The organism is Corynebacterium doosanense CAU 212 = DSM 45436 (assembly GCF_000767055.1).
Lineage (GTDB): Bacteria > Actinomycetota > Actinomycetes > Mycobacteriales > Mycobacteriaceae > Corynebacterium > Corynebacterium doosanense.
In genome coordinates this window covers 340937-351662 of the sequence record NZ_CP006764.1, presented here as the reverse complement: position 1 = coordinate 351662, position 10726 = coordinate 340937, and the positions used below count along the sequence as shown (strand labels likewise).

General features: G+C 66.6%; 16 protein-coding genes. All 16 read right to left on the bottom strand.

Annotation, left to right across the window (positions count from 1 at the left end; all coding sequences use genetic code 11):
* Positions 1–13: 13 nt before the first annotated feature.
* Positions 14–193: a hypothetical protein gene (locus tag CDOO_RS01835; protein ID WP_018021458.1), complete on the bottom strand. Its 180-nt coding sequence runs from the start codon at positions 191–193 to the stop codon at positions 14–16.
* Positions 193–1422 (bottom strand): phage major capsid protein, encoded by a 1230-nt coding sequence (locus CDOO_RS01830; RefSeq protein ID WP_018021459.1) that lies wholly within the window; start codon positions 1420–1422, stop codon positions 193–195. The genes CDOO_RS01835 and CDOO_RS01830 overlap by 1 nt, the downstream gene beginning before the upstream one ends.
* Positions 1415–2554, bottom strand: coding sequence for an HK97 family phage prohead protease (locus CDOO_RS01825; protein WP_018021460.1), 1140 nt, complete (start codon positions 2552–2554; stop codon positions 1415–1417). Before CDOO_RS01825 ends, CDOO_RS01830 begins: the two co-directional genes overlap by 8 nt.
* Positions 2551–3825 carry a phage portal protein gene (locus CDOO_RS01820; protein WP_018021461.1) on the bottom strand — a complete coding sequence of 425 codons (1275 nt, stop codon included), beginning with the start codon at positions 3823–3825 and terminating at the stop codon, positions 2551–2553. Before CDOO_RS01820 ends, CDOO_RS01825 begins: the two co-directional genes overlap by 4 nt.
* Positions 3826–3838: 13 nt before the next feature.
* The gene (locus CDOO_RS01815; protein ID WP_018021462.1) at positions 3839–5464 is read right to left on the bottom strand and encodes a hypothetical protein; all 1626 of its coding nucleotides are present in this window, start codon (positions 5462–5464) and stop codon (positions 3839–3841) included.
* The gene (locus CDOO_RS01810; RefSeq protein WP_018021463.1) at positions 5454–5804 is read right to left on the bottom strand and encodes a hypothetical protein; all 351 of its coding nucleotides are present in this window, start codon (positions 5802–5804) and stop codon (positions 5454–5456) included. The genes CDOO_RS01815 and CDOO_RS01810 overlap by 11 nt, the downstream gene beginning before the upstream one ends.
* Before the next feature lie 180 nt (positions 5805–5984).
* A complete protein-coding gene (locus tag CDOO_RS01805) occupies positions 5985–6278 on the bottom strand; it encodes an HNH endonuclease signature motif containing protein (RefSeq protein ID WP_018021464.1) in 294 nt (97 codons plus the stop codon).
* Positions 6279–6350: 72 nt separating this feature from the next.
* Positions 6351–6962 carry a hypothetical protein gene (locus CDOO_RS01800; RefSeq protein WP_018021465.1) on the bottom strand — a complete coding sequence of 204 codons (612 nt, stop codon included), beginning with the start codon at positions 6960–6962 and terminating at the stop codon, positions 6351–6353.
* Entirely contained in the window at positions 6962–8173 is a 1212-nt protein-coding gene (locus tag CDOO_RS01795; protein WP_018021466.1) for a hypothetical protein, read from the bottom strand. Before CDOO_RS01795 ends, CDOO_RS01800 begins: the two co-directional genes overlap by 1 nt.
* Before the next feature lie 59 nt (positions 8174–8232).
* The gene (locus tag CDOO_RS01790; protein ID WP_018021467.1) at positions 8233–8460 is read right to left on the bottom strand and encodes a hypothetical protein; all 228 of its coding nucleotides are present in this window, start codon (positions 8458–8460) and stop codon (positions 8233–8235) included.
* Entirely contained in the window at positions 8457–8777 is a 321-nt protein-coding gene (locus CDOO_RS01785; protein WP_018021468.1) for a hypothetical protein, read from the bottom strand. Before CDOO_RS01785 ends, CDOO_RS01790 begins: the two co-directional genes overlap by 4 nt.
* Positions 8774–9283, bottom strand: a complete 510-nt coding sequence (locus tag CDOO_RS01780; RefSeq protein WP_018021469.1) for a hypothetical protein — start codon at positions 9281–9283, stop codon at positions 8774–8776. Before CDOO_RS01780 ends, CDOO_RS01785 begins: the two co-directional genes overlap by 4 nt.
* Entirely contained in the window at positions 9280–10104 is an 825-nt protein-coding gene (locus CDOO_RS01775; RefSeq protein WP_018021470.1) for a hypothetical protein, read from the bottom strand. The genes CDOO_RS01780 and CDOO_RS01775 overlap by 4 nt, the downstream gene beginning before the upstream one ends.
* On the bottom strand, positions 10055–10249 hold the full coding sequence (locus CDOO_RS13845) for a hypothetical protein (RefSeq protein WP_156111864.1): 195 nt from the start codon (positions 10247–10249) through the stop codon (positions 10055–10057). Before CDOO_RS13845 ends, CDOO_RS01775 begins: the two co-directional genes overlap by 50 nt.
* The gene (locus CDOO_RS01770; RefSeq protein WP_018021471.1) at positions 10246–10479 is read right to left on the bottom strand and encodes a hypothetical protein; all 234 of its coding nucleotides are present in this window, start codon (positions 10477–10479) and stop codon (positions 10246–10248) included. The genes CDOO_RS13845 and CDOO_RS01770 overlap by 4 nt, the downstream gene beginning before the upstream one ends.
* A complete protein-coding gene (locus CDOO_RS01765; RefSeq protein ID WP_155861293.1) occupies positions 10476–10724 on the bottom strand; it encodes a hypothetical protein in 249 nt (82 codons plus the stop codon). Before CDOO_RS01765 ends, CDOO_RS01770 begins: the two co-directional genes overlap by 4 nt.
* Positions 10725–10726: the final 2 nt, after the last annotated feature.

Below are 10726 nucleotides of genomic sequence, written 5' to 3'. Positions count from 1 at the left end.
TCACCTCCGCTCGTTACTTGGTCTCGGCTGCGCGGGCCTTGTTACGCGGGGGTCGCGCGGCCTTTTCACCTTCGTTGTCGTCGATGAGGACGGCGCCCGGGTATCGCGCGACATCCTGCTCGAGGAGGAGAAGGTCGGTGGTGCGGCCGTCGCTGCCCAGGGGGACGCGGTAGGTCTTGCGGGGGTCAATCATTAGGCACCTCCGGTGAGGTCGATCTTCACGAATGCGGCGGGCAGCGGGACCATGAGGCCCAGGCGCTCTTCGGCGCGGAGGGTGACGAGGTTGTGCTCGAAGTCGCGGTCGTTGGTGTTGGTCGAGTCGACGCGGACACCACCCTTGCGGAGGACGATCGCGCCCTGCTTGAAGGCTCCGGCGAGCGCGGTGCCCTGGGGGACGAGGTTGGTGACGACGGTCTTCTTCGCCCACAGCGGGGGCTGGACGAGGATTCCGCCGACGCCGTACTGGCCCATGAACGGGCCGCCGGCGACGTACTGGCCGTTGGCGTCTTTTGCCAGGCGCAGGGGCTGGTAGTCCAGCTCGTTGATGACGTAGGCGTCCGCGGAGAGCGGGGTGGCCTGGCGCACCTTGGCCTGGGCGATGAACAGCTCGTCGAAGATGTTCGCGCTCGCTGCCTTGTGCGTCTGGATGCCGGAGCGGTTGAGCAGACCGGTGAGGTTCGAGCCTGCGCCGTTGCCGTTGAGCAGCTGCTGCTCCTCGGTGAGGGACAGGTCGTAGAGCAGCTGACCGTTGATCCAGTCCGTGACGAAGGAGAAGTCCTCGATCATCTCGTCGGAGAGCTTGGTCAGTGCGGCGACCTTCGCGAGCGAGTCGGTGATGACGTCGAAGTTGTCGTAGCGGATGTACGGCTTCAGTGCGCCCTCGGCGACTGCGGCGGCGGCGCCCTCGCGGATGCGGTTGAGCTTCTCGACGATGTACTTGACCGTGGAGGTCGTGACGTTCGCCGTGCCCATGAGGTCCTGGGTGATCAGCTCCTCGCGGCGCTGGTTGACGATGGTCCGGTTGTAGGTGGTGCCCCAGCCCTCGACGAGGTTTGCCGGGGTGGTGAGCGGGTCATTGGCGGCCTTGACGGAGAACTCCGGGGTGGAGTGGTCCATCTGCACTCCGGAGCCCTGCTTCACGAGGACCTCGCCTGCGTGCTTGACGAAGTGCTCGCCGAGGGAGGCTGCCTTGAGGTTGCCGCTTTCCTCGGGGTGGCCTTCCTGGAAGAGGCCACGGAGGCGGGCCTCGGAGGAGTTCTTCGCGCGCACTGCGGCGATCTGGTCGTCGAGCTCCTCGACAACGTCGAGGGCCGACTTGAGTTCGGTGAGCTGCTCCGTGGTGGGAGCCTCGTCGAACTGGGAGTGGAGAGACTTGGCGGCCTGGTAGGCCTCGTCTCGGCGAGAGTAGAGGGACTTAGTCATGGGTGGGTGTCCTTTCAAGGAGCATGAGGCGGGCTTTCAACGCGCCAACAGGTGGGGTGTCGGGATGCGAAACCCCCTCAGGCTCACGGCCATCGGGGGTGGTGTCGGTGGGTTCAGTCGGGTCCCCTGGCGGGCCGGACTTGAACAGCGCCGTCAGGACGTTCTTCTGCCAATCGGCGAGGGTCACACCCAACTCGCCGGCGAACTGTTCAGCGGCCTTGACCGTGAGGATCTCGGTCTGCTGATTCGCGCCGATCGGCACGACGGAAACTTCGTAGAGCTTGAGTTTGCGGAGCTCGAAGGCTGGCTCGCCGTCGACCTCGGCGGATGCGGCGTCGATAACGTCGTAGGCGAAGGACATCTGCGTGAGCCGCTTCTCCTTGACCAGCCGGTACACCTGCGCCGCCTTGGCGTTGTCGAGGTCGAACGCCGCGGTGATCTTCAACCCGCGCTCATCCTCGACGGCCTCGATGACGCTGCCGATATTCGACCAGGGGTCGTGCATGTCGTGGCCGTAGAGCAACGGCAGGGTGTTCCCCGACGCCGCCCACTCGGCCAGCGTGTCGGTGAACGCGCCCCGGCGGATGACGTCGCCGTAGGAGTCGATGTTGTCGAACACGGCGGCGTAAGCGACCATAGTGCCTTCGCCCTGTGCGTCATCTCCCGTGGCTTTCACCTGGACGGTGACGTTCTTGTGCTTCATGGTCTCACCTCCTTTCTCACCCGGCAGCTCCGGTGGAGCGTCGTACCAGGTGCGGATTGCTTGGATCGTGGATTCAGGTCTTTCCTCCCGCTGGGCCCGGGCAATGCACTCGTCGACGCCCGGGTCCAGGAGATGAAACTCGGCCCCGACCTGTGCGAGTCGACTGATCGTTGGGGCCGAGGGGTTGGAGTGAATCAGCCACATCTCTGGCACGGGCGTCTCGACGTCGAGTAGCCAGCCCATGAGCCCGCGGCGTATGGCGAGGACGACGTCCATTACCGGGCCGGGAATGTCATGGCCCAGCTGATCCCCGGCAATCGTCGATGCGACCGCATCGAAGTCCCAGCGGGGTATGCCCGGCGCGGCGTTGTTGTTGACGAACGTGGACTTGCCGCTGGCCGGTGGGCCGACGACGACGTGGAGGGTCATGTCGCTTCCTCCTTCGGCGGGTCGTCGACGGTTGGTTCGATTTCCGGTGCCCCCGCGGCGCTTACGTTGAGGGGGCGGAGGAGGTCATCACCGCCTTCGATGGCCGGCATGTTGTTCATGGCGCGGGCTTCGTTGGGTGCCATCCATGGGCCGCCGACAGCGGTCGAGGTGACCGCTGCCTTCTCCTCGAAGGAGGCCCGGAGTTTCTCGTCGAGGTTGAACTCGAAGTAGACGCCGTCGGTGTCCTCTGCCGGCATGGTCTCTGCGAGCATGGGGATGAGGAACTCGTTGAGCACATCCTCGAGCTGTTTGATGACCGGTCCGAGGGAGTCGCCGTAGAGGCTCTTGCGGAACTCTCGGACGTTGGAGTAGTTCGCGTTGTCGAGCAGGCCGACCATCGTCGGGTTGATGTGGAAGGCGCTGGCCACGGTCTGCAACGAGAGTTTGGTGACTTCCACGACTTTCTCGTCGTCGGCCTTGAGGTGGAACGCCTTGAAGTCCATCCCGTCTTCGAGGACCGGTACGCCGCCGGCGCCGGATCCTCGCCCGGAGTACTGCGAGGACCAGGAGCGCTTGAATCGGTTGCGGGCGGTGTCGTCCCACTTCACGTCTTTGGGGCGGGTGATGATGCCGCCGAGACGTGGCCCGTTGCGCCAGAGCTGGGCGCGGTACGCGGCGGACTCCAGCTGCTCCTGCAGCGTCTCGCGGAGCGCCGTGATGGCGGAAGTTCCGTTAGCCAGCGAGTGGGGGCTGTACCCGTGCTGGCGGATGATTCGATCGGCCGGGATCTCGAAGGGCCGGCCGCGCTCGTCTGCGAGGACGAGACTCTTCATAGTCCAGGGGTCCTCCCAGCGAGTCGAGTGAACCCAGTGGTGCGGGATCGGCAGGATCTCTGGTGCCTGGTCTTCGCGCTGTGTGACGTACCAGATCCACTCGTCGTAGAGGCAGTAGTCCATGACCGCGCGGTAAATGAGCGAGGACATAAGCGAGGACTTCGAGGACTTCTTGCAGAGGTCGGCGAGCCAGCCCGAGCGCACGCGCTCGCGGCCGCCGTCCTCCATCCTCCGGTAGACGTGGAGGCCGGTGGAGGACACGGAGCGAGCGATGAAGTCTGTGACCGTCCGGAGGTGGGGTTGCTGTTCCCACAGTTCTTCGACGGGTAGATCCTTCATCTGCATGGACAGTGCGCCGTAGATCGGGCCGGAGAGTTCCTCCGGTGTCGGCGGGGTCAGCGTCGTCGGCAGGATGCCGAGGCGTTGTAGCACTCCCATAGGTTCCCCCCTTTCACACGATCAGCAGTCCGCCGTCGTCGTCGTTGTCGTCAACATCGCCCACTTCCTGGGCGACGTCTGGTTCTTCGTAGGTGCCGAAGTCGTCGGCGGCGTAGGCCGAGACGAACTCGTCGGTTTCAATTCGGGTCGCCATCCACCAGGCGATGTTGGCGGCGATGGTGGGGGCGGCATCGGTTGCCGAGTTGCCCCGGTCCCAGATTGCGATGTCACCGCGCTTGCGGTCGACGGCACCTTCGATGGAGACGTCGAGGATGGGCTGCGCACGGTGGCGGATGCCTCGGCTCTCGATCTCGTCGGTGAAGCCGAGTACGGACGCTGACATCGCGGTCCCCTGCCACTCTTCGACCTCGATTCCCTCGGCCCGGAGCAGCGGAGCTAGGCCCGCCGAAGCGGAGCCCTTGACCTGCATGCCAACCTTGCCCGAGAACCATGCCGCCCCCTCCCTGCGCTTGAGCCACCCCGGGACCCACTTGAACCCGGCGCGGCTGGCCACGATCTCGACGTGCCAGAGTCCGTCGAGGCGACGGGAGCAGATTGCGATGTGGGCGAATCGGCCGTCGAGAGCGACGTCGATGCCGACGAACACTTCTTCACCCGGCGCGCGGCACGAGTCGGGGTCGGCGAGTGCGTTCCAGAGGCGCATGGGGATGCGCCCCTGGGTGATACTGACCTGCCACTGACACATGTGCTCGGCGCGCCAGCCGGCCTCGTTGCCCCCTGCCTGCGCGTCGCGGGCGTCAGCGAGAAGTCCTTCCTCTGAGATCTCGCCGTAGCCCATGGACGGGTTGGACTGCGCGTGCGCCGCCGAGTCGAGAATGTCGGCGTCGGGGTGGGCGCTGTAGGAGAAGAACCCGACGCGGGTCCCGGCCGTCTTGTTCTCCTCGAGCTGCGCGACTGCAGAGTCCCGGAGGGACTTGAGGACGATGGAGCGGACGTCGCCGGCGTTGGAGAAGCCCCACACCTGCGAGCGCGGGCGGGCGGTCGTGGTCGGGACGACGCCGTTCCACGCCAGCCAGTCCAGGAGTTCGCGGAGCTCGTCGAGAAGCGCGAGGTCGACGGACTTCGAGCGTCCCCCTTTGCGGGACATGACGGCGAGCGACCAGGTCGGCATCGTTCGGGCGATGTCGAGTACCTCGGGGACCGGGGCGAGGGCCAGCTTGATGGCGGCTTTGCCGTTGGCCCGCGAGCGGTGCGCCCCGTTGTACTCGTCTTCTTCCTCCTCGGCCCGGGGGTTGTCGGGTAGGAACGCTCGGAGGACGGGATCCCAGCAGGCGATCTTGAACGCTTCATCCAGGGTGTCTTCGGCGTCGCCGAGCGACTGTGCGCCGGAGAGCACCCGCGATGCCCCGTACTGGAACAGGCGCCACAGGCCGAGGACGACCATGAGCAGCGTCTTGCCGTTCTGCCTAGCGACCTCGACGATGACGGTCTTGAATCGGAACTCGCCCGTGGGCAGCAGCTCCAGACCGTGGATCAGCACCCACTCCTGCCACGGGTACAGCTCGATGCCGAGCAGCGCGGCGAACTCGATGACCTCGAATCCCTTGGAGGTCTCCGGGGTGAGTTCCCTCAGCGGCGGGACGTAGAAGCGCGGCTCGGTACTGCCCTTACGCCCCATCCTTCTTGAGGCTCTTCATCATCTGCATGACCCCGACGCGAGCGTCGCGGAACTCGGGGTCCTGCGGCACGCCACGGGCCGGGTCGCCCGCTCGGTCAGTGTCCTCCACGTTGTTCGAGGGCAGGCCCAGGCGGTCCCAGACGTTCAGGAAGTAGTGCGAGAGGTTCAACGCTTTGCGCTGCTCCGACGAGTCGACCGTGCCGGCCTCGTCGATGTTCCGCGCGACCAGGCGGCCGAGCACCGTGAGGCCGTCCCACTCTTTGCCGTAATCGCCATGCGCCTCGATCGATCTCAGGAACGCGGCCTCCAGCGAGCCGTCTCGCGGGGTTTCAGCGGTCATGGTCCTTCCACCTCCCTCCGGGAAAAGTCAGCCAGGCTGGCGCGGTCGATATGGGGGAGGGGGATCGTGCGGGGAGAGAGGCCCCCTCCACCCCACTCACCCGGCCGGGGCCGTTCTCGCTCGTGATTCTGACCGCCCCTCCCCTGCCGCCAGGCGGGCAGCGGAGGGGCGGACGGCGGGTCACCAGGCTTCGGAGAGGTCTCCGATCGGTGGGTTCGGCATGCTGGCCTGGCGAGAGCGGTTGCAGGAGCAGTGCGAAGGGCGGAGGTTGGCCGGGTCGATCGACAACTCGGGGTGAGTCTTGCGCGGGTGGAAGTGATCCGGCTCGAAGGCGTCGGGGGTCTGCGGTGCAGCCTCGTAGTCGATGGGTTGCCAGCAGAGCCAGCACACCAGGCCCGCCTCGCGGCACGCCGCGGTGTACTCACGCTTGAGCCTCTTGCCCGCCCGGGTGTCCCACTGATCCTCGATGGCCACTCACCTCCGGGCATGCAAAAGGCCACCGGAATCAATCGATTCGGTGGCCCAACTCTTTCGCACGTCAGTGTATCAATTCACTTGTGCCACATCATGCTTACGCTGGTCACGGCACGCTTCGAGCACGTCGGCCAGGCGCACGAGCACGCGGCCATCGGGTGCCAGCTCCGATGGGATCACCCCGCGCTCAACCCACCGGTACACCGAGCGAGTCGACGCCTGTGCCCCGAGGTTGCGCGCCCACGACACGATCTCTCGCACACCGCCAACCTCAAGCGGATCCGGCGCATCCTTCTCCTCCGGTGGCATCACCACATCCGAGACCAGCCGAGCCTGTCCGATGATCTCCTCCGCACACATCCCGGCCCACGGCATCTCACTGATCATGCCCACCTGTCCGAACAACCACCGAGCAGCAGCCGGAGGATCCATCGGGGCTGACCCCACCTCAGGCACAGCGCGCAGCAGCGCACCGACCCACCTGTGCAACGTCCGCTCCGCTTCGATCTTCACATCCAGGATCGACACCACCAACGGCACCTTCGACCCACGCCGAGCCGGGGGCTTCCCCGCATTCTCACCAGACGTCGCCTGACGTGGCAGCAGCAGATCATCCAACCCGGGCAGATCGTTCTCCAAATTCAGAAGATGCTTAGACAACATCCCCATCAACTGATCATCCATCACGACTTCCTTCCTCCACGCTTACCTCTACGACGACGACCAGAGCCGCCATTACCGACACCTGCCCTGCCCTGCCCTGCCCGACCCGACCCGTCCCTACCCGACGTTCCCGGGCGCGTCACCCTGGCGACCTGGGTCGGACCTGGGTCGCCTCCGCGTGACTCGCCTCCTCCGCGTTGTTCGGTGGCCGGCGCGGCGTGGCCTGGCGCTGCTCGGTGCTCAGGTGCTGCTGCCACGGTGGGCGCTGCTCCCTGATCTGCCTGCTGCTGCCTGGTCGTCGCTGCCTGGCCGAAGGTCGCGCCGTGGGCCTGTGCTGCTGCCGCGGTGGGCGCTGCTCCAGGTTCCGGCTGCGAGTCGAGTTCATCCAGGGACATGGACATCCACGGCGGCTCAACGGGGTCGCCACCGTCACCCGGCGCGGCGTGGCCTGGCGCTGCTCGGTGATCAGGTGCTGCTGCCGCGGTGGGCGCTGCTCCCTGGTCTGCCTGCTGCTGCCTGGTCGTCGCTGCCTGGGTGGCGGTGTCGATGGGGAGTTGGGGTTGTGTCTGGGTAATGGTGATGCCGTGGTCTTGGCACCACGGGTCGGTGTTGACGAATTCGACGGTCTGGATGCCGTAGATCATCTCCTCGGGTGTGGGTGGGTCGAGCAGCGTCAGGGTTTCGCCGGCGCCGCGTTTGGAGTTGCAGGACTTGCAGGCGACGACGAGGGTGTCAACACTGCTGTCCTTGTGGTTGGTGAGGCTGTCGTAGGTGGCGGCGCGGTAGCCGGAGCGGTTAGTCCAGCTGACGGACTTGGAGCACCAGCGGCAGCGGTCGCCGTCGCGGACGCGGACCTGGGCGAGCAGGCCCGGGGTGCGCTTGTCCTTGGCGCGGTTGCGGTCCTGCTGGACTTCTTCGCGGCGGCGGGCGTGGATGAACTCTTCATCGTCGAGGACCAGGCGGATGATGCGCTCTCCGTCGTGTTCTTCTTCGGTCGCGAGCCCGGCGCGCTTGAGGGTGTCGAGCACGTCACGTTCGCGGCCCGGTGCGATCTGGGCGAGGAGGCCAAGTTCAACGACGCTGTCGGTGAGGTGGCCGGCGGAGACGGCGGCGAGCTGGACGAGCACGCCGAAGGCCTCGTTCTTCTGAGGGTGCTTGAAGTCGGTGGCCATGAGGAGCTTCGACATGAGCGGGTGTGTGGTGGCGTTGTCGCCGATGCGAAGCCAGGCCATGTGCTCGTCTCCTCTCTACAGGGTGCGGGGTTGGTGGTTAGTGGGTGTGGGGTCAGGGGTTATTCGGTCTTTCCCCAGCGCAGGACTTCTCGGGGTTCGGGGTTGGACCTGACGAGCTCCTGCGACGTGCGGGCCAAGCGGAGCAAGTAGGGGTCATCGTGGAGTAGCCAGGTCCCATCCGGTTGTTTCTCCCAGAAGAATCTCCCCAGGCTCGAGTTCGCGACGCGGGTGCCGGTGGGTGCCGCGTCGAGCGCGGACACGCTGGTGATGAACTCATGTTCGCTCAAGCTTCCCCCTCGGCCAGGTCAGCAGCGGCGAGGATGCGGCCTGCGACATCGCGTGCTTCCGCCGGCGTCCAATTGCCGGGCTCGACTCGCTGAATCATCACCCGGCCAGCTGGTGCAGACCAGATGATCCCGCCTTCGGGTGTCCGCCACCCGCGGGAGCCTCCCGCGAGTTCCTCGTCGTTGTTGGGGAGGTTGGGGGCGATGAGGCCAGCGTCCGCGAGGGCTTCAATCACCCCGTCGACACACCCTCGCCCGCCGTAGTTACAGGTAATGGACTTGTAGAGAACTTCATGGGCGCGTTGTTGATTGGTAGTCATGAGACAGCCTTTCCTAGCGGGTTGTTGAGCTGGTGATCATGCGGTGGGGCCGGCGGGCGCTTGCGCGCGGAGAGCGCCAGCCACGGCCAGCAGTCCTCGCACAGGCCCTCGCCGACGTGCGGGCTAGCGCCCGGGCGAGGCTTGGCAGTCACGTACTGGCCGCCCCGGGGAATCAGAGGCACGCAACAACCGCGACAGCTCGTCTGGCGCATCGCGGCGTCCGTGGCGGCCTGCGAACGGACGTCGGAGTAGCGGCCGGCCATCACCCCGTCCACGTGGAGGCGCTGGGCCTCCATGTCGGCGAGAGCGCGTTCGCAGGCGTCGAGAAGGGGGCAGCGGCGGCAGAGAATGCGGGCCTGCCGGTGACGGTCGAGAACCTGCTCGGTCTCTTCGTGCGGGCGACGTCCATCCCACGGGTTACCGCCATCCCACCGCTTGTACCAGCACACCGCAGTTGTCTCGGCTCCCTCCTCGAGGCCCCACAGGTCGCGGGCGGACGCGGTCACGCAATACCTCCGGGCGGGTTCGAGCGCACGATCTTGAGGCCGGTCTTGCCCTCGGGGTCGAGCTTCGCAGCCATGTCGTCGAGATCCATGTCAGCGAAGCTCACGCTCACCGGCGCCGCGGTTGTCGGCTCCTTGTCCGGCTGCTCGGCTGGCTTCTCCTTGTCCGGGCGGGAGCAGTGCGCTGCGAGGGACTCGGAAAGCACCAGGCAGGAAGCGAGTTGACCCTCCGACGGCTGGAGCGGGCGCAGGCGCGCGATCTCCTGCAGGTGGCCGAGAGCGTTGCCGAGAGCCTTCGTCTGCGCCGGGGTCAGTTGCGAGACACCGGTGAGCTCCGGGGTGGCGTCGGCCATCTCGGCGAGCTTCGACGAGATGTCGCCGAGGGTCGGGGTGTCACGGTTCTCGCGGAGGACGCGGGACTGCCGACCGAAAAGCTGGCCCTCGTCGGTCTGCGTGACGCGGGTCTCCGAGATCGCCCAGGACACGGACGGCCACGGATCCTCCTCCTTCGGGGTCTTGACCTTCATGGCCAGGAGCTGGCGCACCGCCGGCGGGGTGAGCTCAACCGTCCGGTCCCGTTCGTCCGCGACGTCAACGTGATCAGCTGGCACTGCGATCGAGATGTGCATTTCCCGCGCGGGATCGTAGGCGCACACTGCAACCTGCGAGCCCGGGCCGCTGCTGGCTGGCAAACGCATGGCGATGACCGCGTGCTCGCCTTTGGTCGGGGCGACGACCAGTGCTGCGCGTAGTGCGGCCTGGAGTGCGACACCGTCAAGCACCGCGACTGACTCGGGTGCTGTCGTGGTCTGGCGTTCTGCCATGGTCTTCCTCCTTCGTGATTAGTTCGAGCTGGCCGGGGATCGGCCCGCGGATGGTGTCCGGGCGGGCGATCCAGTGGAAGATCGACCGCCGTCGGTCGGGATCGAGCGACGCCCACCAGGCGTCCGGATCGTCGGTGTCGGTCATGGCGCTCCGGGCTCGAGGTGCGCGAGCACCTGCCAGCCCAGGTCAGTGATCTCGACGATCTCCCAGCCCACGGGATCCGGTCCGTCCCGGCGGATCAGACCCGCGTGGATCAGTCCCGAGGCTTCCCGGCCGTCGAGCAGGTGGCCATCACCGTCAGCGACCTGGCGGAGAGCTCGACGGCGGGTCGGCGAGAGCTTCTCGACGAGCGCTTCGATGTCCGGGTTGTTCATGCTCTGCGGGCTCCTTTCGCTTTCGGGGCGTCGATGATGCGCTGCAGCCGGGCGAGGGTGTCCTCGGGGACCGGCTCGGGGTCTTTGCGGGCGGTGCATTCTGCGACGTGTGGGAGGAACAGCTGCCGCTGGGTCTCCCCCGCGGCGAGGGCGACGCGGTGACGCTCGCGCTCCCACGACGGCAGGTGGCGAACTACGCCCGGGCCGGTGAAGAGGTACACACCCTCCGGGTCAGATGACGGCATCA

Coding starts and splice junctions, on each gene's coding strand:
- CDOO_RS01835 (WP_018021458.1), bottom strand. CDS start 193: ATGATTGACCCCCGCAAGACCTACCGCGTCCCCCTGGGCAGCGACGGC.
- CDOO_RS01830 (WP_018021459.1), bottom strand. CDS start 1,422: ATGACTAAGTCCCTCTACTCTCGCCGAGACGAGGCCTACCAGGCCGCC.
- CDOO_RS01825 (WP_018021460.1), bottom strand. CDS start 2,554: ATGACCCTCCACGTCGTCGTCGGCCCACCGGCCAGCGGCAAGTCCACG.
- CDOO_RS01820 (WP_018021461.1), bottom strand. CDS start 3,825: ATGGGAGTGCTACAACGCCTCGGCATCCTGCCGACGACGCTGACCCCG.
- CDOO_RS01815 (WP_018021462.1), bottom strand. CDS start 5,464: ATGGGGCGTAAGGGCAGTACCGAGCCGCGCTTCTACGTCCCGCCGCTG.
- CDOO_RS01810 (WP_018021463.1), bottom strand. CDS start 5,804: ATGACCGCTGAAACCCCGCGAGACGGCTCGCTGGAGGCCGCGTTCCTG.
- CDOO_RS01800 (WP_018021465.1), bottom strand. CDS start 6,962: ATGGATGATCAGTTGATGGGGATGTTGTCTAAGCATCTTCTGAATTTG.
- CDOO_RS01795 (WP_018021466.1), bottom strand. CDS start 8,173: ATGGCCTGGCTTCGCATCGGCGACAACGCCACCACACACCCGCTCATG.
- CDOO_RS01785 (WP_018021468.1), bottom strand. CDS start 8,777: ATGACTACCAATCAACAACGCGCCCATGAAGTTCTCTACAAGTCCATT.
- CDOO_RS01775 (WP_018021470.1), bottom strand. CDS start 10,104: ATGGCAGAACGCCAGACCACGACAGCACCCGAGTCAGTCGCGGTGCTT.
- CDOO_RS13845 (WP_156111864.1), bottom strand. CDS start 10,249: ATGACCGACACCGACGATCCGGACGCCTGGTGGGCGTCGCTCGATCCC.
- CDOO_RS01770 (WP_018021471.1), bottom strand. CDS start 10,479: ATGAACAACCCGGACATCGAAGCGCTCGTCGAGAAGCTCTCGCCGACC.
- CDOO_RS01765 (WP_155861293.1), bottom strand. CDS start 10,724: ATGCCGTCATCTGACCCGGAGGGTGTGTACCTCTTCACCGGCCCGGGC.